General features: G+C 41.2%; 19 protein-coding genes and 1 pseudogene. 10 read left to right on the top strand and 10 right to left on the bottom strand.

Annotated elements, in window-relative coordinates:
- The first annotated feature begins 869 nt into the window (after positions 1-869).
- Both AC5GD6_RS04470 and AC5GD6_RS04465 read left to right on the top strand, forming a co-directional pair.
- Positions 870-1,286, top strand: coding sequence for a hypothetical protein (locus AC5GD6_RS04470; protein WP_491846329.1), 417 nt, complete (start codon positions 870-872; stop codon positions 1,284-1,286).
- A 2-nt stretch (positions 1,287-1,288) separates the two neighbouring features.
- Positions 1,289-1,492, top strand: a complete 204-nt coding sequence (locus AC5GD6_RS04465) for a helix-turn-helix transcriptional regulator (RefSeq protein WP_040327134.1) — start codon at positions 1,289-1,291, stop codon at positions 1,490-1,492.
- 184 nt (positions 1,493-1,676) lie between these two features.
- Here the strand turns inward: AC5GD6_RS04465 and AC5GD6_RS04460 are convergent, their stop codons facing one another.
- The 3 genes from AC5GD6_RS04460 to AC5GD6_RS04450 form a co-directional block, all read right to left on the bottom strand.
- Positions 1,677-1,991: a hypothetical protein gene (locus AC5GD6_RS04460; RefSeq protein ID WP_491846328.1), complete on the bottom strand. Its 315-nt coding sequence runs from the start codon at positions 1,989-1,991 to the stop codon at positions 1,677-1,679.
- A gap of 148 nt (positions 1,992-2,139) precedes the next feature.
- Positions 2,140-2,424, bottom strand: coding sequence for a hypothetical protein (locus tag AC5GD6_RS04455; RefSeq protein ID WP_491846327.1), 285 nt, complete (start codon positions 2,422-2,424; stop codon positions 2,140-2,142).
- A 93-nt stretch (positions 2,425-2,517) separates the two neighbouring features.
- Positions 2,518-2,754: a hypothetical protein gene (locus AC5GD6_RS04450; protein ID WP_491846326.1), complete on the bottom strand. Its 237-nt coding sequence runs from the start codon at positions 2,752-2,754 to the stop codon at positions 2,518-2,520.
- A gap of 531 nt (positions 2,755-3,285) precedes the next feature.
- On the opposite strand from AC5GD6_RS04450, the gene AC5GD6_RS04445 reads away from it, so the two are divergent.
- A complete protein-coding gene (locus AC5GD6_RS04445; protein ID WP_491846325.1) occupies positions 3,286-4,560 on the top strand; it encodes an ATP-binding protein in 1,275 nt (424 codons plus the stop codon).
- Positions 4,561-4,587: 27 nt separating this feature from the next.
- On the opposite strand, the gene AC5GD6_RS04440 is transcribed toward AC5GD6_RS04445, so the two are convergent.
- The 7 genes and pseudogenes from AC5GD6_RS04440 to AC5GD6_RS04410 all read right to left on the bottom strand — a co-directional run bounded on the left by AC5GD6_RS04440 (position 4,588) and on the right by AC5GD6_RS04410 (position 11,070).
- On the bottom strand, positions 4,588-4,713 hold the full coding sequence (locus AC5GD6_RS04440) for a cysteine-rich KTR domain-containing protein (protein ID WP_491846324.1): 126 nt from the start codon (positions 4,711-4,713) through the stop codon (positions 4,588-4,590).
- 118 nt (positions 4,714-4,831) lie between these two features.
- Positions 4,832-6,751, bottom strand: coding sequence for a tetracycline resistance ribosomal protection protein Tet(M) (gene tet(M) / locus AC5GD6_RS04435; protein ID WP_000691736.1), 1,920 nt, complete (start codon positions 6,749-6,751; stop codon positions 4,832-4,834).
- Positions 6,752-6,766: 15 nt separating this feature from the next.
- Positions 6,767-6,853 carry a tetracycline resistance determinant leader peptide gene (locus AC5GD6_RS04430; protein ID WP_011058339.1) on the bottom strand — a complete coding sequence of 29 codons (87 nt, stop codon included), beginning with the start codon at positions 6,851-6,853 and terminating at the stop codon, positions 6,767-6,769.
- A 274-nt stretch (positions 6,854-7,127) separates the two neighbouring features.
- A pseudogene (locus tag AC5GD6_RS04425) lies at positions 7,128-7,610 on the bottom strand (conjugal transfer protein); the annotation flags it as partial.
- A 202-nt stretch (positions 7,611-7,812) separates the two neighbouring features.
- Positions 7,813-8,430 (bottom strand): SAP domain-containing protein, encoded by a 618-nt coding sequence (locus tag AC5GD6_RS04420; RefSeq protein WP_004574894.1) that lies wholly within the window; start codon positions 8,428-8,430, stop codon positions 7,813-7,815.
- Between the two features lie 195 nt (positions 8,431-8,625).
- Positions 8,626-9,096 carry a GNAT family N-acetyltransferase gene (locus AC5GD6_RS04415; RefSeq protein ID WP_491846323.1) on the bottom strand — a complete coding sequence of 157 codons (471 nt, stop codon included), beginning with the start codon at positions 9,094-9,096 and terminating at the stop codon, positions 8,626-8,628.
- 399 nt (positions 9,097-9,495) lie between these two features.
- The gene (locus tag AC5GD6_RS04410) at positions 9,496-11,070 is read right to left on the bottom strand and encodes a class I SAM-dependent RNA methyltransferase (RefSeq protein ID WP_491846322.1); all 1,575 of its coding nucleotides are present in this window, start codon (positions 11,068-11,070) and stop codon (positions 9,496-9,498) included.
- 565 nt (positions 11,071-11,635) lie between these two features.
- On the opposite strand from AC5GD6_RS04410, the gene AC5GD6_RS04405 reads away from it, so the two are divergent.
- The 7 genes from AC5GD6_RS04405 to AC5GD6_RS04375 form a co-directional block, all read left to right on the top strand.
- Positions 11,636-13,708 carry an elongation factor G gene (locus AC5GD6_RS04405; protein ID WP_491846321.1) on the top strand — a complete coding sequence of 691 codons (2,073 nt, stop codon included), beginning with the start codon at positions 11,636-11,638 and terminating at the stop codon, positions 13,706-13,708.
- Between the two features lie 286 nt (positions 13,709-13,994).
- Complete coding sequence (locus AC5GD6_RS04400) at positions 13,995-15,326, top strand: hemolysin family protein (RefSeq protein WP_491846320.1); 1,332 nt, start codon at positions 13,995-13,997, stop codon at positions 15,324-15,326.
- A 173-nt stretch (positions 15,327-15,499) separates the two neighbouring features.
- Positions 15,500-16,546 carry a cyanophycin synthetase family protein gene (locus AC5GD6_RS04395; protein WP_491846319.1) on the top strand — a complete coding sequence of 349 codons (1,047 nt, stop codon included), beginning with the start codon at positions 15,500-15,502 and terminating at the stop codon, positions 16,544-16,546.
- A 407-nt stretch (positions 16,547-16,953) separates the two neighbouring features.
- Positions 16,954-18,756 (top strand): ABC transporter ATP-binding protein, encoded by a 1,803-nt coding sequence (locus tag AC5GD6_RS04390; RefSeq protein WP_491846318.1) that lies wholly within the window; start codon positions 16,954-16,956, stop codon positions 18,754-18,756.
- Positions 18,749-20,758: an ABC transporter ATP-binding protein gene (locus AC5GD6_RS04385; protein WP_491846317.1), complete on the top strand. Its 2,010-nt coding sequence runs from the start codon at positions 18,749-18,751 to the stop codon at positions 20,756-20,758. The genes AC5GD6_RS04390 and AC5GD6_RS04385 overlap by 8 nt, the downstream gene beginning before the upstream one ends.
- A gap of 212 nt (positions 20,759-20,970) precedes the next feature.
- Entirely contained in the window at positions 20,971-21,369 is a 399-nt protein-coding gene (locus AC5GD6_RS04380) for a YtxH domain-containing protein (RefSeq protein WP_311439270.1), read from the top strand.
- Between the two features lie 117 nt (positions 21,370-21,486).
- Positions 21,487-21,953: PRC-barrel domain-containing protein (locus AC5GD6_RS04375; protein ID WP_491846316.1), on the top strand; the 467-nt coding region annotated here is incomplete at its 3' end.

Here is a 21,953-nt window from a genome sequence, read left to right as displayed (position 1 = left end):
CACAACCACTCAACAACAAAACAGCAAAATCACATCTAGAATCTCGAGAAATAAGCTTAAAGCCACTTCTCATAAAACCTTTTAACGCTTAGCCTCGCTAAGCCCTGCTACACAAGGGCAAATTTGCACCCACCTAATCAGCCTTTGACATCAACACTAAGGTCTTTACGTGGATTGAGAGAACTCCTAGTATATCTACACTTTTTTGAGTGCACACTATGGATAGTGGGTGCACTTTTTAACGATAGGAGCGAGCTATCGTTAAAAGGTTTAAGATTGGCTTAATAGCTTAATTTTTGAGCATTGAGATGGCCCCAGAATTTGGGACACACTAGGCGACAAGCTGGATTAAGTGGTCAGTATGGATAAAATGAGATGTTTTTCAAAGCTTCGTATGTGGGAATATATCCATATTAATAAATAAAGGTATTCGTTATAAATCTAAACTATGCTTATCCACTAAGAAGTCGAATAAATTAAGAGTGAGTATCCCATTTTCATCTAAAAATGGCTTGATTCTATCTTTTACGATAATTATTTTTCAAATGAATCATCATATTAATAAATCTATGCATCTTTCTATTTAGAATTATTTCCACTATGGAATTTAATCTAACTACATTAGGAGGGATAAGCCCATGTAATTCTACTCTATTTAGAAATAATTTTATAACGGACATATTTTGAGGTTAGATTTACAAAATGAATTTACACCAACGTTAGAGCTTGACCTAAGCTGAAATTCTCTATTCTTTGTGTCCAAAAGAAATTTGCAAGCTCGATATTGATAAGCTGTTTTCAAAGTGATATATTTATAACATGTGTTAGAAATATATCACTTTGTGATTTTACATTATAAGGAGATTAATATGAAGAAAAAAGTATCAATACTAGAAATTGTAGCAACAAAAATTGTCATTGCCTTATTAGTTGCAGGTTACTATTGGATGTGGAGTAGATCCGATTGGATGCCCGAATATCACCAATATTCAGCTTACTTCGGCGGATTCTTATTCCTTATATTGCTCGCTCATTATCATAGGGTACATAAGTATAAGAAAGAATGTTTTGATGAGTTGGCGATAAAAATACTACGCAAATGCGATGCAATATGCCTGAAAGTTCTAACTGTTTTAATGGTAATAGTTGCGTATGCGGGAGGGATTTTAGGGCACGTCAATGCTATGTCAACTGCAATGATGGGCTGGCTAATCATCGGAAGCATTATCGCAATCGCAATGCTTCGTACCATGCTGTTCCTTATCTTGAATTCAAAAGGGGTATAGCTATGGCGTTAATAACAAAACTAAAAGATTACCGAGAAAAAGCAAACTATACACAGTCAGAGCTGGCTGAAATGGTTAATGTCAGAAGAGAAACTATTGTTCATCTAGAAAACGGTAGGTATAATCCGTCTTTAAAACTGGCCATGGATATCGCAAAAATTTTCAAAGTAAAAGTAGAAGATTTATTTGAATTTACTGATGAGTAAGCTATTGGGAAGTCTGTCTAAATTTTGAGTGCCCAGAATGGATAGTGGGTGCCTTTTTAACGATAGGAAAAGCTATCGTTAAAAAGGTTTAAGACCTGCTTAATAGCTTGGTTTTTGAGCATAAAACAAAAAACAGCCTAGAGAGGGTTCCCCCCTAGGTTGGATTGTGTAACGTTTCAGACGTTTACAGCCTTTTGGCTTTTACGATGTACTTTCTTACCAGCTTCTCGTCATATTCACTAATATCGTGACGCTCACTTTTCAGAAAATCTTCCATTTCTCTGATTCGTTTTTTAGCATCTTCTTGACCTGCTTTTTCTATAAGAAGCTTTTGTTTCTTCACTTTAAGCTTATCAATCTCATCAGCTATTTTCGTGTAGTCTTTTTTAGCTTTAAGCAAAGTTAGTAGTGTCGCTTGTTTGTCTGCAATTCTTTTATCAACCGTTTCAAGCTCGTTTAAGTTATTGCCCGCGATAATTTCTCTAATATTATTCTTCAACGTGTCTAATACTTCATCCGATATACTAAACAGGACGGACATTGAGCCTGACTTTAAGATTCATAAAAAGAAGTGACTATTACTGACAGAAATTAGTAATAGTCACCCAACGTGAGATATTCAACTATTGACTTGAACCAAACAAAATTCAATCAGTCTTTCGATGGACAGTCTTAAGCGAGATCACTATGACACCAATAACAAAAGAGGTAAAACCAACTCTAATAGCAAGTGTGCCATCCCATATTAAGGCAACCAGCATCGCGATTAAGGCAACCGTCAAGCCGAATGTCGCCACTTCACGGCAAAAACGAACGAGCTTATCCATTTCCTTAACCTCTCCACCAGTGCCAAGCTTCTTTAGCTGTGCATCCGACCGCGTAGAGACAGTGTTATGCTGTCTGTCTGTCAAGGATTTTGTCAGTCTTTTCATGGCTTGTCAACCTTTTATGCATAACTTTTAATATGCTGATCATACAAGAAAAAGTCTATATTGACTTGCCTTTATATATTGTATATTCGTTGTTTACCCGTCTATTTTCATTACGCTCCCATCAAGAAAAGTAAACTCAACCTTTCCATCGTGACGCACGGTTAGATAGTCAGCCATGCTCAGCCAGACGTTTTCATCGAACGCTGTTAACAAGTCCTGCTTTTTCAAGTCCTCGATAAAATATTCAACCTCATCGCGCCTCGCTTGCTTTTCAACAATATCGGCTTTGACTTCTTTAAGTCTTGATTCTACAGCATTAAACCTGTTCACTAGACTCGTATGTTTTTCTCCTCCATATGATAGAGCACATTCCCTTCTGCATAAATTTCCCACTTCACAGGGTGGGTGCAAAGTAGCGAATCGACTTGCATGAGCGATTAAAACATAATTCGCGAATGCGCTTCGATTCGCTGAGCTTGCTCAAAGTTGAAAGCACAGTTTGCTTTCAACTTTGAGCGAAGCATGTTAACAGCTTCTCGCGCGGTGAACATAACAACATCCTGTGCACTCGACCCTCAAGCGTTGATATCTTCCTCCATACAGCCAAAACACGCGACAAAAGAATTGCTGCACATACTAAATATTTTCCCCTTTATGACTTGATGACATACATTTCATGCAACGAGCTTTCCAATCATCCTCACGAACTCCGCCAAACATCGGAACAAAAACTCGCCAATCGTCGTAATGAAACTCCGCCAAACATCGGAACAAAAACTCGCCAATCGTCGGAAAATAATGATATAATTCATAATTATCATTCGAAAATATGAGCAGACTTATTTAAGACAGGTGACACGGTTGAAAAAGTACAGGAAAAGAATTGCTGACAATATTTTAAAAAGAAAACTAGAAGGCAAAGGCGCGGTAGTGATTGAAGGGCCGAAGTGGTGCGGGAAAACCACTACTGCAGAACAATTTGCAGCAAGCGTTTTATATATGGATGACCCCGAAAAGAAAGAACAGAATATCACTATGTCGCAGATACGCCCAAAGCGATTACTGAAAGGAGATACCCCAAGATTAATCGACGAATGGCAACTTGCTCCAAAACTTTGGGATGCAATACGATTTGAAGTTGATCATCGCAGTGAGCTTGGCCAATTTATCTTAACTGGTTCTGCTGTCCCTGCAGACACTACAGAAATTACCCACTCTGGTACTGGACGCTTCACGTGGCTAACAATGAGACCAATGAGTTTGTATGAATCTGGTGATTCAACGGGCGAAGTTAGCTTGAAAAACCTTTTTGCAGGAATTAAGAGCATTGAAGGCGATTCAAACTTGAGTATTGACCACCTATCTTTTCTTATATGCCGTGGAGGATGGCCGCAATCAGTGGACATGCGCGATGAGATTGCTTTAGATCAAGCTGTTGATTACTATGATGCTGTTGTACACTCCGACATTAATCGTGCTGATGACGTTCAAAAAGATGCTGAAAAAGTTAAGCGTCTTATGCGCTCATACGCAAGGAATCAAGGAGCACAAGTACCAAATACTGTGCTTTCGCGGGATATTTCTGCTAATGAAGACACGACAATTAGTGAGGAAACTGTTGCGTCGTATGTTAATGCGCTTCGCAAAATATTTGTTATAGAAGATATGCCTGCTTGGAATCCAAATCTAAGATCAAAAACTGCCATTCGTTCATCCAATACGCGTTATTATATCGACCCATCTATCGCTGCGGCAGCTTTGGGAATAGGTCCAAACGACTTGATAAACGACTTAAATACTTTCGGTTTTCTATTCGAAACACTTTGCATCAGAGATCTGCGTATTTTTGCGGATTCTCTAGGCGGTGAGGTTTACCACTACAGAGATAAAGACGGACAGGAATGCGATGCTGTTATTCATTTAAGAAACGGTAAATACGGGCTTATTGAAATTAAACTCGGAGGCGAAAAACTCATTGAAGAAGGCGCAAAAAGCCTTAAAACAATGAAAGAAAAAATCGACACCGATAAAATGAACAAGCCATCTTTCCTTATGATTTTAACTGGAACAGGTGATTTTGCGTATTGTCGTAAAGACGGTGTTTACATAGTTCCTATCGGCTGCTTAAAAAACTAAAACGAAGCCTTGCAATTACAACAAACGCTAAACCTTTTTACGTTTACCCCTGTAAACCCCTGCTACACAAGGGCAAAAATGCACCCGGAATTTTTTTAATTCAGTATCTTCCCTTATCTTTAATCGTGTTTTATTTCCACATACAGGACACAATATCCACTTGTAGTTTATAATAACTATCTCCTCCTTTACACTTTAATTCAAATCTTTATTAAAAAATATTTCATCTTATTTAACAAGAAACCATATTTATATAACAACATAAAATACACTAAGTTATTTTATTGAACATATATCGTACTTTATCTATCCGACTATTTGGACGACGGGGCTGGCAAACAGGTTCACCGGTAGTAACATGGTACCCTTTTAACTCTGTTAAACAAACACTACGTCCATTTGTAAAGAAAGTTAAATCACTACGATATTCTTGAATACACCGAGCAGGGATTTCTCCACTAAGAATGACCTCATTATTTTTCAATTGAGTGTCTACGATGTTCGCACAATATTTAGGAGCATCGTTGTATGCTCGTGAAAGATATTCCTGTGGCGCATAAATTTTAAAACTAAGATATGGCTCTAACAATTCTGTTCCAGCTTTTTTTAAGACTTGTTCCAATACAATAGGAGCAAGCATCCGAAAATCTGCTGGGGTACTAACAGGGCTATAGTATAAGCCATACTTAAAACAGATTTTACAGTCCGTCACATTCCAACCATATAATCCTTGTTCGCAACCATAGCGTATCCCTTCCATAACTGCATTTTGAAATGATTGATTTAAGTATCCAAGAGAAACCGAGCTCTCATACTGCATTCCACTTCCCAACGGAAGCGGTGATACAGATAAACCAATGGAAGCCCAGAAAGGATTTGGCGGCACTTCGATGTGAATGGTATATTCTGCATTTTTTAACGGTCTCTCCATATAAATGACTGTAGGCTCTTTTAGTTCTATCTCCACATGATACTTTTCTTGCAACAGTGCACTAATCACTTCCATTTGTACTTTCCCTAAGAAAGAAAGTATAATTTCATGTGTCGTAGAATCCACGTAATATCGTAGAAGCGGATCACTATCTGAGATTTCCAAAAGGGCATCAAGCAACATTTCTCTCTGTTCAGGTTTACTCGGTTCAACAGTTGTTTGTAGTAGAGGGTGCGGATTTTCAATCTTTTTTCTCTGTGGCAATAGTTTTGTATCTCCAAGAACACTATTTAACTTCAAAAACTCATTTTGCAAAATAACAATTTCTCCAGAATAAGCTCTATCAATCTTACATAATTCACCATTTATTGAAGTATACATTTCTGTAACTTTTATTTTTTCTTTTTCTGATACTCTAACCGAATCTCGTAAATGTAGTACTCCACTATAAAGGCGTATATATGCAAGACGTTGTCTTTTTTTTGTATATTCAATTTTGAAAACATTTCCGCAAAGTTCAGACGGACCTCGATGTGTTGATGAATAAAATTTATTCGTAATCACTTCTATAAGGTTATCAATCCCTATATTACTTTTTGCACTTCCATGATAAAGAGGGAACAGAGAACAATTCTGAAATCTTATGCTTTCCTCTTGTTCGAGTTCCAATGCTTCTAATGATTTACCGGACATATATTTCTCTAAAAGGTCATCGTTTCCCTCTATTACCGTATCCCATTGTTCAGATTCGGTAAAGTTCGTCACACACATATTAGGATACAGTTCTACCTTCTGTTTGATTACAATTTCGGCAGAAAGTTTCTCTTTAATATCCTGATAAACCGTTGATAAATCAATTCCATTTTGGTCAATCTTATTGATAAAAAAGATTGTGGGAATCCCCATTTTCCTAAGTGCATGAAATAATATACGAGTTTGTGCTTGTACGCCATCTTTTGCAGAAATCAGTAGAATTGCCCCATCTAAAACTGATAATGAACGATATACTTCTGCTAAGAAATCCATATGTCCTGGCGTGTCTATGATGTTCACCTTCGTATTTTCCCACTGAAAAGAGGTTATTCCTGTCTGAATTGTAATTCCTCTCTGACGTTCTAAAAGCGTATTATCCGTCCTCGTTGTACCTTTGTCCACGCTTCCTAATTCTGTAATCGCTCCACTGTTATATAATAAGCTTTCTGTTAAGGTAGTTTTTCCTGCATCAACATGAGCTAAAACTCCAATATTAATAATTTTCATGTGATTTTCCTCCATTCAAAAACCCAAAAGGGCATAAAAATCCCAGTGATAAATACTTTTATCACTGGGATTTTTATGCATAACCATAGGTATACAAAGCATACAGATATTCTCTGGATACTTTAGAATCACATGATAAAGGTATTCTTAAACTGGGTACAAAAAACTAAGCCCTCCTAAAAAAGGACATCCAATTATTTGTTCCCACTATCAAATTGACAGTTTATTTAAGAATACCTTGCCGCATATTTATTAACTCCTTTTAAATAGATACTTAAATAATAGCACGTAAGAGCATATTTGTAAAGGAATCTCCAATTTTTTATCAAAGAGAGTACGTGATTACAAAATAGCTGTAATAATGTACCAATATTTGTTATTCTATAATCTTCCAATTACTCCCGTTCTTTTCAAGTACCAAATCAAATTGAGATACCTGCGTTGCTTTGGTCTGCTGGTCGATATACTCCACTGTCAGCGATACCGTGACTTGATTATCCTTACGATTGTGAATAGGATTTACCAGTTCTTGAAAGATGTACTCTTTTCCGATTGGTTTTAATATCCCGTCATTCACATAGTAGGAAAGTTCACTGGCTGTCGCTGTAGGATAGAGCTTGAAGAACGTCGTTAAAAACTCATTGATTTCATTGGTTGTAATGGAATCAACCGTCCCCTCACTTTCAATGGCTTTTGGTTTATAACTTGATTTCTTAGGTATGTTGGTAATGGTCGGATTCTTAACCAGTACCATATTTCCAGAACCATCTACATAGACACTCACTATATAAGCAGAGTGGACGGTCTTTGTATTTTCTCCCTCTGTAATGAGCTGGTCTACACTGTAGGTTACATTAAACTCATTGTCGCCAGTTGCCTGGAGTCAACACTATGGATAAAAAGTTCATTTTTTCGTTTTCGCGAACATATCATTGACTTTTTTTAATGTTTTCCTCGTATTGGTAAACATATCATAGGTTTTTTATACTAGTACGTATTTGGAAACATATCTAGTTTTATATTTTTGATATATAATGCACATTATATAATGTAGAATTTACTCATTTACAATATCCTTTTATTTTATCTGCATATTTGCTTAAAAGCTCTTTTGAATATACTTTACTTTGGTTAGATTCTCTCACTTCGTTCCAAAGAATTGCAGCAACTTTCATCTTATTAGAAAATTTATCACTACGTTCATCTAAGTTAAAATCTTTTACAAACTGGTTCCATTGGTTAGTAGTATTATCATATTTTGCGTAATCAGAGTCTCCATTATATACATCAAGCATATTTTTAATTGTAAAATTTTTGTCGTTCTTTCTTTTTACTTTTCGCCAAGCTTCTGCCATATTCGCATTAAATTTAAATGGCTTAATTCCAGTTTGCTCTGAAAAATAGTCTCTAAATTTTTGATTGAATGAAAATCCACATTCTAGTAATGGAGTATTTAATGTTATATTATCAGTTATCTTTTTATTTTTATTCCTTGAAGATTTTTTTATTTTATTTCCCTTAAAATATTCTTCTATAATATAATTCAGTTCCTTTTTTGTTCCTCTATATTCTAATCCAAGAGACTTACAAACTTTTGATAACTCCTCTCGATACCAATAATATTTGTTGAATTCTTCAAATGATTTTATATCTTTAAATTCAGGTCTACTTTCTAACATACACTTTCCCTCAATTCTCTTTTTTTCTATTCGTTTGTCATCAATACTAGAGCCTCCGCCGCAGCTTTCACATTAAACGAGTAAACACTAGGTATGTCTTATCGACATGTTCGTATGCAGAAACATATCCATGAACCTTTTAACAATTATCTCTGCCTATCGTTAAAAGGTTTCAAGCAAATAAACTTAGAGTTCTCACACTCCTAGATATTTAATATATATTTGACACGGATTCCACTCATCCCATAAAGTTGGAAAACATTCCAATTCTTTATATCCCATCGCGATATAAAAATGATTTGTAATATCATATTCTTTGTAGTGTCCCATCTGAACAGTTTTTACCTGTGAGTATGTGTAACCCATCTTCCTTGCCATAGCTTCGTATGCTTTGTTAAGTACCGAGCCAACTCCCATTCTATGGAATTTCTTTTTTATACCCATCACAAAAATCTCTGCACAATCCTTGCTGGTTGGGTTTAACACAATAAACCCAACAAGTTTATCATTAATATAACAAGCAAGAAAAGGCTTTTCCTGTGAATCTTGAATATATTCTTCTGTACTTTCTGGCATTCCAAACCATTCTTGAAGATCATACAATACTTCTCTCGATACAGATTCCTTTTCTAGTTTATTCTCAATTTCTTTTACTTTTATATTCAATCCAGTCCTCCACAAACTCTAATTTATTCTTGTCATCAATACTAGAGCCTCCGCCGTCGAATCTTTCCAATCGAAGCTTCCTATTCGGTCGCTTCTCTTGGAGATTCTTGACATGAGACCTACCTCTGCTTCGCATCGATTAGCTTTGCTAATCGCGCGATAGCAGGGTTAGAGCTTCAACGTTGATTGACATTCCCCACTTCACCAGCTGGGTGCAAAGTGGGTGCACTTTTTAACGTTAACATCCTGTGCACTCGACCCTAAAGCGTCGACATGTTCCCTCATACAGCAAAATCACGCTCAAAAACCGCGAGAACCCAGCTTAAAGCCGCTTCGCATTAAACCTTTTAACGATAGCCCTCGCTAACCCCTGCTACACAAGGGCAAACTTGCACCCACCTAATCAGCCTTTGACATCAATACAACACTCTCAACGTGTGGCGTATGCGGAAACATGTCAACGGGCGTAATGCTTTCAACGCTGTATCCGAACCTATAAAATTCGGCTAAGTCGCGAACCTGCGTCTGGGGGTTACACGAAATATATGCTATGCACTTAGGCTCAAGCGATGTAGCTGCTTTTATAAATTCAGGCGTGGATCCCGCACGTGGTGGATCCATAATAATTGCCTCAAAGCGCGACACGCCATTACATGCATATGCAAAGTCCTGCATAAAACGTGTTGCATCTTCGCATGAGTATACACAACGTGTTTTTAAGTGATTAAGACGTCTGTTCTTTTTTGCGCGTTCGATTGAATCTTCTACCTGGTCAAATCCTATAACAAGAGCATTTTTTATTTGGCTTGCTACGCAAATGCCAATGGTACCGCAACCACAATATGCGTCCATAATCCTTATGGTGCGTTTATCTGCTTGTTCTTGCATTGCCTGCGGCGCTTTCCTATGCGCGTGCTCTAAGTCAAGTGTATCTAAACGTTCTTTGCCAATAGTCGTGCCAGTTAACTCGCGGCTCGATGTACCGCCGCCGTCCTTATCCGTGCCACTGCTGCTCTTGTCCGTATCGCAGATGCGTTTAATACCGTCAATTGCAGTTTGATACAAAATTTCGGTTTGTTCTGGATTGGTTTGGAAAAAGCTTACAGGACCTATCTCAAAGGTACATCCCAGCAGCTTGTCGTGTATTTTACCCGAGCCAAACAACACAACATTATAGTTTCCAAGCATAGCATTAGTATTTTTTGGATTTACGTTTTGCACAACGGTTGTAATATGAGGAAATGCCGATAAAATGTCTTGTACCAGCAATTTCTTTTGTGCAAAATTTCGCGTGCGCGTAACAATTACAAGCATAATTTCGTTGCAACTTCTGCTATAGCGCAAAATAGCGTGGCGCAGTATTCCAATTTGTGTATTTTCGTTATACGCTTTAATGCCTAAACGAGCTGCGTCTTTTGCAATAAAATTGAGAATTTTGCGCGCGCCTGGTACTTCTGACGGGCAAAAATCACACGGGATAATATGGTGAGTTCCAGGTTCAAAAAAGCCGCAGGCAATACCTGACATGCGCGCGTTAGTTTGCACCTTGCTGTTTGATTTTGAAGCGAGCGAAGCAAAAGGCACAGACAGCGGTGCAAAGGGCGTTGCTACTTTGTGCCTAAAACAGCGCGGTATGCCGCAGAGCGTCCTGTCTTTTGTACACTTCATAGGCACAATTGAGCGCAAGAGTTCTGCACAGCTTTTGCCCTGCTGGGTCACGAGCGGTTCAAAAAGCTCACGCATGTATTCATCTTTACGCATAAGCTGTTCGGAATAGGGGATATCCAGCCATTCACAACCACAATAGCCGCGAGCGCGAGTAGCAGATGCCCGTTTGCGCGGCCCACCCTGTTTATCTGCGTTTTTGTGAGCAGCGCTTGGACGCTTTGGGCACGTTTTCCCCTTGCCTTGCGCACCTTGGTTTATGGTGTGTGATGGAGCTGTTTTCTTATGTGTTTTTGCACGTTTTTGCATGGGTTTTTAAGCCGTCCTGTTCAGATTAGGTGCCACGAAGTATCAAAAACCTCGCTTGCTATGAAATTGTATCGTAATTTGTTCAAACGCTGGCGTGAGTTGCTTAAAAGTCTGCACCAAATTCATCTTGAACCTTTGGGGGGGGTACACAACGGCTACGGGCAGTTCTGCAGACAGCGCATAACAGCTACGGGCAATACATAATGACTTTTGGCAAAACTGGCAGCACATAACGGCTACCCCCCCCAGCACACAACGGCTACCCCCAACACATAACGGCTATCGCCAGCACACGACGGCACCCAAATTTACCACAAGCTTACCTGCATACAACGACCTTTGCGCAAGCATTTAAGCACGTTCTTACCCAGCCGCTCATCACGATCTATACGCTCATGCCCTATATTGTGACGTTGCCCGATATGTTGATGTTGCTTGTTGCCAATTTACGTATGCTAAAAGACAGTTTTATATAAGTTTGGGTCTTACGCATGCTTGATAAAACCGTGTTGTTCCGCGCTTTATGCACAACCACAAACACCAATAGATGTTGCTAGGAGGAAGTATGGTACAAGAAATATCGCAGGTAAAAAACTTGGCACTTGTTGGACAAGGTGGAGTCGGTAAAACCATGCTCGCCGAAGCAGCACTCCATTTAAGTGGAAAAACTTCGCGTTTGGGCGGTCATGCTGGCACAAAACCAACACTTGACTACGACCGTGAAGAAGGCGCGCGCGGTTTTTCGATTTCAACGACGCTTGCCCCCATTACATGGCATTCCTCTCGTATTAACGTCCTTGACGCGCCGTGTTACCCCGATTTTGTAGGCGACGCGTACGGCGCGCTTTCCGCTGCAGAAACAGCAGTGTTTGTTATTGACGCCTCATCGGGTCCTGGTGCTATTACCACGCGTTTGTGGTATGCCGCGCAAGACCTCTCGCTTGCTCGGGCATTGTTTATAAATCGTTTGGATCGCTCGGATGCCGATTGGCAAACAGCACTTGACCGCGCCCGTGAGCTCTATGGCGATCGTTTGGTTCCTGTGACTATGCCTATGGGTTCGGGCGAAAACTTTTTGGGCATTATTGATGTTATTCACATGCGCGCACGCTCACTTAAAGACGACGTTATTCACGAAGACGATATTCCACAAGCCTATCAAGCTGCTGCTGACGCCGCTCGTGCGCAGCTCATAGAGTTTGTCGTAGAAATTGACGACGACCTTATGATGAAATACCTTGAAGGCGAAGCTGTTACGCAAGAAGAGCTTGAAAATCTTTTGGGTAAGGCTCTGGTTGCGCGCACGTTTGTGCCTGTATTTGCTGGTGCTTGTGTTCGCGAAGAAGGCGTTACGTCACTTCTCAATGCAATTGACGAGTGGTTCCCAAGCATGAGCGATTTTGGTCGGATTCCGCTTATCAATGGCGAAGAGCTTGACATCTCGCCTGATGACACACGCCCTGTTGCGTTTGTTTTTAAATCACTCAACGATGCACAAAATGGTCGGCTTTCATTTGTAAAGGTTCTTGCAGGAACGATTGCACCATCTTGTGAGCTTATATGTGCGCGCACGCGTAAAAAAGAGCGTCTTGGCCATCTGTATCATATGTGCGGAAAAGAGCTTCTCGAAGTAAAAGAAGTGGCAGCAGGCGATGTGTGCGTTGTTCCTAAATTAGATGTTCAAACAGGAGATACCCTCTCTGTGACAGGTAAAGTAGAGGCGGCTTCGTTTAGGTTCCCCAATTCGCTGTACCGCGTTGCCATTGAACCAGATGAGCGAGGCAGTGAGGGCAAGATTTTTGCGTTCATCGAAAAAAGTGCAGCTGCAGACCCTACTTTGCATGTTGATCGCGATGAAGAAACAGGTCAAACCATCGTGTCGGCTATTGGTGAGGCTCAAGTTGCTGTTTTGCTTGATCGTTTGCAAGCACGCACGGGCTTGCATGCACATGTTGTTGCGTTGCGTATTGCGTATCGAGAAACCATACGCCGCGTGGCGTCTGCGCAAGGAAGGTACAAAAAACAAACGGGTGGCGCTGGTCAGTATGGTGATTGCTGGCTTCGTGTTGAGCCTAATCCAGATAAGGGCTACGAGTTTATAGACGAAGTGGTAGGAGGCCATATTCCACGAGGCTTTATACCAGCCATTGACAAAGGAGTGCAAGAGTGTTTGCACGAAGGCGTTCTTGCTGGTTATCCGATGATTGACCTTAAAGTTGCTGTATATGAAGGCTCGTATCATCCAGTAGATTCAAACGAAATGGCATTCAAAACGGCAGCGCGTCTGGCGTTCCAAAAAGCGGTTTCGCAAGCAGAGGCGGTTCTGCTTGAGCCAATGGCGCACATGCGCATTACGGTTCCCGATAGTTACGCAGGCTCGGTGATGGGCGACATAAGCGCGTCTCGTGGACGCGTGGAAGGCATGGATGCATGTCGTGCTCAAGGATATCTAGGTAGTACCACTATCGAGGCAACAGTTCCTTATGCCGAAGTTGTAGACTATGCAACGCGCTTGCGCTCGCTTTCTCGCGGTACAGGCGAGTATGAGTTGTCTGTTTCGGGTTATGAGCAGGTACCCCATGATATTCAACAAAAACTTGCCGACGAGTATGCGCGTCGTAGGAGCGAAGGTCGTTAGAGCTTTTGCCAGCGCTCATGCCGCGCTCGTGTTATCTGTTTGCGTTGTATTCAGCGGCCAACGGCACGTAGCGATAGTGCGCAGTGAATAGCTCGTACCTGTTTGAACGGTTGCTCTTATCGCATGTAGGAGCAACCGTTTGCATTGTTTCATGGTATGATGTACAAAGATGTACCGAAAACACTTTGTGATTTTGGGTATGATTAGTCATGCACAGCTAATTATCAGCTGTTTGTGGCTCTGTTTTTGCACTGCCCTTTCAAGTCTAAGAGGTGTGCCTGCTCGTATGGATACGATCCTGCCTATTGTTGTTACGGTTCTTTTAACCATTGCAAATGGTTACTTTTCTATGGCCGAGATGGCACTTTCTACTGCTAAACGCATACTTATTGAGCACGAAGCACAAGAAGGCGACAAGCGTGCAGCTCGTGTGCTTTTAATTACGCAAAATGACGCAGATTTTTTAGCTGCAATTCAAGTGGGAATTACTTTGCTCGGGTTTTTAAGCTCTGCGTTGGCGGCTACGAGTTTATCTGAGCCTCTTGCAAGTTTGCTTATCAATCAAAAAATGCCCCCACACCTGTCGCACATGCTAGCCACGGCACTTATTACGGTTATTGTTTCGTATTTTTCTATCGTTATAGGCGAGCTGGTTCCCAAGCGCATTGCCCTGTCGCGCCCCGAAGAGATCGCAAAGCGCGTGTCGTCCTCAATAGCTGCATTTTTAACTATCAGTAAACCTCTTGTTCTGCTTACATCCTTAAGCGCGCAGGCAGTTTGTGCCGCTTTTGGCATACACAAAAGTGAAAACAGGCAAGACGCTTCAGAAGACGAAATTCGCTATTTAGTTAAAGATTCTGGCGAGCTGTCCGAAGAAGAAAAGTCAATGATTCATGATATTTTTGATCTTGCAGACACAGTAGCTCGCGAAGTGATGATTCCTCGTGTTGATTTAACGGTTTTAGAGGATAGCGCAACGCTTGGCGAGGTTTTGGATGTTATGCAAAAAACGGGATATTCGCGTATTCCCATTTATCACGAAAATATTGACAGCATTGTAGGCATTGCGCACATCAAAGACCTGATAGGTCCATGTGTTGACGAACGTTGCATAGGAAATCCTGTGGTTAGTTATCTGCGCAAAGCCGAATTTGTTCCCGACACCAAAGACATTATTCCGCTTCTTTCGGAAATGCGACAAAATCACGAACAAATGGTAATCGTGGTAGATGAATATGGTGGTACTGCAGGCGTTATCACCATTGAGGACATTGTCGAAGAAATTGTGGGCGAAATTGAAGACGAGTTTGACCCCGACAATAAGTATTTAACCAAAATCAACGATCATGAATGGATCGTAGACGGAAGATTTTCGGTTGATGATGCGCGCGAGCTGGGCTGGCCTCTACAAGACGGCGAGGGTTTTGAAACAGTTGCGGGCTTTATTCTCGATATTGCCGATGGCCTTCCCGAACAAGGTTCGGTATTTCATGTTGAAGGCTATACATTTCGCGTGCAATCGGTTCGTCGCAAGCGCATTTGTCGCCTGCATGTGATAGCACCCCAAGAACCAGCGTCTGTACCTGAGCTGCCAACAGATACTGACACGTCTAAGTAGTTTGTTTGCTGACACCTCTTTTGTGCGCTCGCACAGAACTTATAACTCTCACGCAGAACTTATAAAATTCAGCGCCGTTTTTAAGTGTGTGTGTTATGCTTATATGCAATTATGCATTGGTTTGCGCGTGTCTTGTTTGTGCATAGGTGCTGTGTTTTGGTGAAAGGACTACCATGAAAAGCTCTTATCAGTCATCTGTAATTTCTCTTAAGAAAGTGGCCATAGACGCAAAAAAGTTTGTAGCCACCATTGAGCTTAGCCCTAAAGCGCCTCTTATGACGTGCGACGATCTTGAAGCAACTACGCGCATTTACAATCTGTTTCCAGCTATTATTAACCATGTTTGCATGGGCGATGCGTCCGACACGTTCAAAGATGTTATGGGAAATACCGAGCTTGCGCACCTTCTTGAGCATGTATGTGTTGAGCTTTTGGCGCAAACTAATCTTGCAGGCGATATCAGCGCAGGTAAAACCTTTATCGCGCAGGAGGATACGCGCACATATACACTTGAATTTATATGCAATGATGATGTTTTGGTAACCGCGGCTTTTTCGAGCGCAATTTGGATTATGAATTGGGCTTTTGGTGGCGCACGTGGTACTAAGCCAAATGTTGAGGCCATTGTTTCGGGTTTGTGTGCGCTTATAGATTCTCTGCCTTCCGAACTTGGACTGCCGCCTGAAGCGCGCGCGTCTGTTGAGGACAGTGCTGCTGCTTGTGACAAAGCAGAAGATAGTGACACCGCCGAGGAAAGCGATGATGCCGAAGCAAGCGACGACGAAGCTTGTGACAATGCCGAGGCAAGCGACGTTGCAGATCACAACGGTGGTACCGAAGATAACTTAGATATTGCGGACGCTCAGCCTGAGAAAATCAACAACACACCGTCAGCTGAAAACGCTGATAATGAGGCAGAAAGTGCAGAGAGCACAGAGAGAGCAGACGCCGAACCAGCTGAGAAAACTCCTGCTGATACAGAATCCGCTGCTATAGAATCTGTTGATACAGCGTCGCCTGTTGCAGATTCTAGTGCTGAGGCTTCTGATGAGTTGCCTATAGAACCAAAACCAGCACCTGTGCCACAAGAAACTTCTCGTACTACAAGCACAGAAGACGCACCTGCAGATAAGAAAACGTCTCGTCAAAATAAAAGCAACTCAAAACGCGCTGACTTAGACGGTACTATGAAGCTGCCTCGTTCTAGAAGAATACGTTAAACAGTTACATAGCAACACGGCTTACACACAATTTTGTTCATCGTCTGCAGTGCGTATGCGTAGCGCAATATGCATAACGTAGCAGTAAACTCTTGTTTATGGCTGCCAAGTTAGTGTTTGCACACGCCGCGCCATAGACGCCGAGCTCTTTGTATCCTGACTTTTTTATGCAAAAGCATAGTTTAGTGTTATTCACTAAAATTTTTGGTTAAGATATTTATATACGTAATTACACACATATTATTGTGTGAGGGAAATACTTTTTATAATCATTTATTTGTATTATACGTATTGGATCGACGTACTTGCGCGAAGCTGTGCATATTCGTTCAGCCAGTATATTTAGATTTTTCTCAATAATTACAGACACATAACAAATATGTTTTGAAATAAAAAAGGGGAGGTTTATGGCTACATCGGCAAAAAATACTGAATTATCTTATTCAAATACTCAAATTGTTTCAATTTTAACTAAAAGCATGCGAGAATACACGGTCCCTGCGTTGTTAACGCCGCTTTTTGTAGTAGCACAGGTGGCTTTTGAATGTTCTATTCCGTTTTATACGGCATTTCTTATCGATACTATTAAACAGGGAACAAATCTTCAAACCATTATGTATATGGGAGGTATATTGGCCTGTATTTCTCTGGTGTCACTTGCTTTTGGCATGTTAGCAGGTTACACAAGCTCATATGCAGCGTGTGGTTTGGCAAAAAATTTACGCCACGATATTTTTAAGAGTACGCTTCATTTTTCATTTTCTATTATTGATAAATTCTCGTCTTCCAGTTTAGTAACTCGTCTTACGACAGATGTTATGAATGTGCAGTTTGCAGGTATTCAGATTTTAACGATTGCAATTAGGGCACCTATAGTTATTTGCGCTGCTTTGGTTGCCTCTGTTTTAATGGTTGGCTGGAGCGCTTGGGTTTACCTGGGAACATCGCTTATTATGTGTGTAGGGCTCGCTGTAGTTATATACTTTGGCGTGCGCATTTTTCGCCGTGTGTTTCCTAAGTATGACCGCCTTAATCAAATTATCGAAGAAAATATTTTAGGTATTCGTGTGGTAAAGAGCTTTACGCGCGAGGATCACGAGGCAAAAAAATTCTCCTCTGCAGCTGATGATCTCTTTTGTGATTATACACAAGGCGCGCGATTAATGTCACTAAATGCTCCTCTTATGAGCATGGCAAGTTATACAATGTTTACGCTTGTGCTATTTTTTGGTAGCTATGCAATTATTTCAACACGAGGCACCAACCTTGATATAGGTCAGCTTTCAGCGCTTATTACCTATGGCTTTCAAATTCTTATTGGTTTTCTTATGCTTTCGTTTGTGTTTATTGCAATCGTTATTTCCGAAGAAAGTGCTTTGCGTATCTGTGAGGTTCTTCAACAGCAGAATAACATTACAAATCCGCCTACTCCTATAATGCACGTGCCTGATGGGTCTATTTCTTTTCGTAACGTTTCATTTAGATATACACCTACTTCGCGGCATAGAGCGCTCAAAAATGTTTCAGTAGACATACATTCAGGCGAGACGGTAGGGATTTTGGGTATGACTGGGTCTGCAAAAACTACGCTCATTCAGCTTATTGCGCGTATGTATGACGCTACCGAAGGAGAAGTGCTGGTAGGCGGTCATAATGTTCGTGAATACGATATAGAGTCGTTGCGTAAAAACATTGGATACGTTTTGCAAAAAAGTGTGCTTTTTAGAGGTACTCTTAAAGACAATTTGCGCTGGGGTAATCCTTTGGCAGATGACCAAGAAATTATGGCGGCTTGTAAGGCGTCTTGTGCTGATGAATTTATCCAAACACTTCCACATGGTCTTGAATCTTTTGTTGAACAGGGAGGTTCTAATTTTTCTGGAGGTCAAAAGCAGCGGTTGTCAATTGCGCGCGCTCTTATTAAGCGTCCAAAAATTTTGATTTTTGATGATTCAACCAGTGCTGTTGATACTAAAACCGATGCACATATCCGAGCTGAGCTTGCGCGCTCGTTGCCAGCTACTACAAAAATTATCATTGCACAACGCACGTCGTCTTTGCGCGGTGCCGACAAAATTATTGTAATGGAAAAGGGCGAGATTCTAGCAGTTGGTACGCATAGTACCCTTATGCATGAATGCGAATTTTATCGCGAAACGCACCTGTCGCAAATGCATGAATCTTATGAGGAGGCGATCAATAATGCATAACCAAACATATGAAAAGCACGACGCCGAGCAGCTTGAATGTACCTCGCACAAAGGCATAGTGTCCTCAAATGAGCGTAAGAATTCAGAAGATGATAAAAAAGATTTAATGCTTTTTACCACAAATTTTATGCGCCTCATGTCTATGATATTTCATTTTTATCCCTATATGTTTATAGGCATACTACTAACCATACTTACCAGTGCGGTTATTTCTGCGCTTCCCCCTATCTTTATGCAGCAAATTTTAGCTGTCATAGCCAAATATTGGCAGTCGGGTGATTGGCACGCGGCAATTCCTTATATAAGTTCTAGTATTATCGCGTTGATATGTGTGTATGTGTGCGCTCTTGCTTCTACTACTATTGGCACTCAACTTTGCGCGGTATTTACCGAATCAACCATCAATAAGCTTAGGAAGCTCATGTTTTCGCACATGGACTCTTTGCCACTTTCGTATTTTGATAAACGCTCTCATGGTGACATTATGTCTATGTACACCAATGATGTGGACGCGCTTAGACAAATGCTTTCGCAAAGCTTGCCCAACGTTGCCATGACGCTGGTTACTATGGCAACTCTAACTGCAGTTATGCTGTATTACAGTGCGTCATTGATGATAGTGGTAATTCTTGGTGTGGGCTGTGCCGCTGCGGTCACAAAAATAGTTGGCAAAAAGAGTGCGGGGTATTTTCTTGCTCAACAGAACGAAACAGGTAATGTAGAGGGTTTTGCACAAGAGTACATGAACGGTCTTAAGGAAATCAAGGTGTTTACCCATGAGACACAAAGTCTTGAGGCGTTTGACCAGGCAAATGAAAAGTTATTTGTAGTTTCACATAAAGCAAACTTAACAGCAAATATGCTCCCACCACTTATTTTTAATATTGGAAACCTTGCTTATGTAATGGTTGCTCTTGCAGGGGGTATATGCCTGCTGTATAACCTACCCAATGTAAGTCTTTCGGGCATGGCGCTCTCACTGGCGGTGGTCATTCCATTCTTAAATATCACTAAGCAATTTGTGGGACAAATAGCGCAAATATCGCATCAAATCAATTCGATTGTAATGGGGTTTGCAGGAGTATCTCGTATTTTTCACTTGCTCGATGAGCTACCCGAACAAGACGAAGGCTATGTGACATTGGTTAATGTAGAAAAAGCGTGTGACGCCAAGGGACAATCTTGCTTGCGCGAGGTTGATACGTGTACAAACCTTTGGGCATGGAAACATCCCCATACTGCAAGTCAAGAAGTTACCTATACGCCTTTATGTGGCGACGTTTTGCTGGAAAACCTCGATTTTGCATATGAGCCCAATAGACTCATTTTGCACGATATTTCCATTCATGCACAACCTGGGTATAAAATTGCTTTGGTGGGTGCTACGGGTGCTGGTAAAACAACTATCACCAACCTGCTCAATAGATTTTATGAGGTTGCAGACGGAAAAATACACTACGATGGTATTAACCTGACCAAGATAAAAAAACACGATCTTAGAAAATCTTTAGGCATCGTACTTCAAGATGTGAATTTGTTCACGGGTACAGTTATAGACAATATTAGGTATGGGCGTCTTGACGCGAGCGACGAAGAGTGCATGCAGGCGGCTCATTTAAGTGGTGCTGATACCTTTATAGAACGTCTGCCTGATGGCTATGAAACACGCATTACTGACAACGGTTCTAATTTAAGCCAAGGACAGCGACAGTTGCTTGCTATCGCTCGTGCCGCAGTAGCAAATCCTCCCGTAATGATTTTGGATGAAGCAACAAGTTCTATTGATACTCATACCGAAGAATTGGTTCAAAAGGGTATGGACGCACTTATGCGGGGTCGTACGACCTTTGTTATTGCACATAGATTATCTACCGTGAGAAATGCGGATGAAATTGTGGTATTGGATCACGGCCGTATCGTTGAGCGTGGATCTCATGACGAGTTACTTTTAGCTAAGGGAGTATATTATCAACTGTATACAGGTGCGTTTGAACTAGAATAGGCATAGAGTGCCAAAAGTGTTTTACATGTGCTGACAAGTACCGTATCAGTTGATTTTTACTAAATACGTGGTGGTACTCATGGTTTTTACGCACGAAAAAGCACTTTTATGTTTCAACTTTGCCATGAGTGCGCTACACTAATATCGCGAGAGATTATTACGTTACATATGAACCTGAATATAACTGTATATTCGGCTTTCAAGGAGGAAATATGAGCGCAAAAGGAACTCTGGGTTTTATTGCTGGTAGCATTGTTGGTGTTGCTGCCGGAGTTGCCGTAGGTATTTTAGTGGCTCCTCGTTCGGGCAAAGAGAGTCGCGCGCTTGCCGCCGATGCAATTAATGATGCATGGGATAATGCAAGAGATTCCTATGAGCGTAATTCAGCATTAGTAAATGATAAATTTGATGCTATGCGCCCAACCATTAGCGCAACTACCGACGAGCTTCGCGCTAAGGTAGATCGTGCGCGTGAGCGCATGGATTTGCTGCGTAACTCGATTTCTGAAGCTGTTGCAAATTCAACGGCGGCTGTTCATCAGGTTGTGGATCACGAGGGTGAAGGCGCTCATATAGAGGTTGTGGAGTCGGCCGAACCTGCTAACGCCTAGTATATATGCAGATATCATGGTAAAGCGTAGCATGGATAGTGCTACGCTTTTTGTATATCCATGTAATGTGTTGCGTCGCATGATCTTTGTAAGATCTTTTTGGGGAAGTGAGAGGCCGTGAGCATAGAACGAATTTCGCAGTGTGTGAATAAAAAAGCATACATTATACGCACAAAAACATCTAGCGGTGTAACGGTTGAACACAAAAAGCCGTTGGGTAAAGTTCATTTTGCCCTGTTTACACCTGCAGGTGATAGGCTTGTTGGCTTTCTTATTAAACGACCAGACATGCTGTGGATGTTCAAGCGTAAAGATATATTTGTTCCCTTAGATGTGTGCCATTTACAAGGCTCTGAGCTGCACATTCATGCGTCTATGCGCCAATTGGGGAAATCGGCTCTTTCGCGCTTAGCTCTTGATTGGGACAGCTGTATCATTTGGCAAGGGATGGATGTTGTATCGCAGGACAAGCAGATGATTGGCCATATTAGCGACGTGGCGCTTAACGCCAGTTCGGGAGCTGTTTTAGCGTTTATTATCGACGATGGAAAAATTGCCTCGCGCTTAGTTGGACACATTAAAAT

The sequence above is a fragment of the Fannyhessea sp. genome, assembly GCF_986145555.1.
Note: the sequence above shows the minus strand (reverse complement) of the source record. Positions and strands in the feature narration are given on the sequence as shown.

Coding starts and splice junctions, on each gene's coding strand:
- AC5GD6_RS04470 (WP_491846329.1), top strand. CDS start 870: ATGAAGAAAAAAGTATCAATACTAGAAATTGTAGCAACAAAAATTGTC.
- AC5GD6_RS04465 (WP_040327134.1), top strand. CDS start 1,289: ATGGCGTTAATAACAAAACTAAAAGATTACCGAGAAAAAGCAAACTAT.
- AC5GD6_RS04455 (WP_491846327.1), bottom strand. CDS start 2,424: ATGAAAAGACTGACAAAATCCTTGACAGACAGACAGCATAACACTGTC.
- AC5GD6_RS04430 (WP_011058339.1), bottom strand. CDS start 6,853: ATGCTTTGTATACCTATGGTTATGCATAAAAATCCCAGTGATAAAAGT.
- AC5GD6_RS04420 (WP_004574894.1), bottom strand. CDS start 8,430: ATGTTAGAAAGTAGACCTGAATTTAAAGATATAAAATCATTTGAAGAA.
- AC5GD6_RS04410 (WP_491846322.1), bottom strand. CDS start 11,070: ATGCAAAAACGTGCAAAAACACATAAGAAAACAGCTCCATCACACACC.
- AC5GD6_RS04405 (WP_491846321.1), top strand. CDS start 11,636: ATGGTACAAGAAATATCGCAGGTAAAAAACTTGGCACTTGTTGGACAA.
- AC5GD6_RS04400 (WP_491846320.1), top strand. CDS start 13,995: ATGGATACGATCCTGCCTATTGTTGTTACGGTTCTTTTAACCATTGCA.
- AC5GD6_RS04395 (WP_491846319.1), top strand. CDS start 15,500: ATGAAAAGCTCTTATCAGTCATCTGTAATTTCTCTTAAGAAAGTGGCC.
- AC5GD6_RS04390 (WP_491846318.1), top strand. CDS start 16,954: ATGGCTACATCGGCAAAAAATACTGAATTATCTTATTCAAATACTCAA.
- AC5GD6_RS04385 (WP_491846317.1), top strand. CDS start 18,749: ATGCATAACCAAACATATGAAAAGCACGACGCCGAGCAGCTTGAATGT.
- AC5GD6_RS04380 (WP_311439270.1), top strand. CDS start 20,971: ATGAGCGCAAAAGGAACTCTGGGTTTTATTGCTGGTAGCATTGTTGGT.